Genomic DNA, 228 nt, shown 5'->3' with positions numbered 1-228 from the left:
TTGACGCGGAAGCCCAACACGAAGCCGAAGACGCCATCGAGCGTCCAGTCGACCTGGGCGTTCAGCACTTTGCCGACCGGATAAACGTAGTGCGGGGAGGCGGCGTCGAAGCCGCTGCCGGGAATGACGATGCGGCCGATCGTGGACACGCGCTCGGGTTTGCCGAACAGCCAATTCACGATGTGCGTGTCGTGAATGTGCATGTCGAGCAGCGCGCCGCCGCTCAGC

The 228-nt window shown here is 64.0% G+C and carries 1 protein-coding gene; it reads right to left on the bottom strand.

The window, feature by feature from the left end; genetic code table 11:
• Positions 1 to 228: Gfo/Idh/MocA family protein (locus KVT38_RS34535; protein WP_483298224.1), on the bottom strand; the 228-nt coding region annotated here is incomplete at both ends.

This window comes from Cohnella sp. GbtcB17, assembly GCF_019091135.1.
Taxonomy (GTDB): domain Bacteria; phylum Bacillota; class Bacilli; order Paenibacillales; family Paenibacillaceae; genus Cohnella.
The sequence above is the reverse complement of the archived record's forward strand: the minus strand, read 5'-3'. Positions and strand labels throughout refer to the sequence as shown.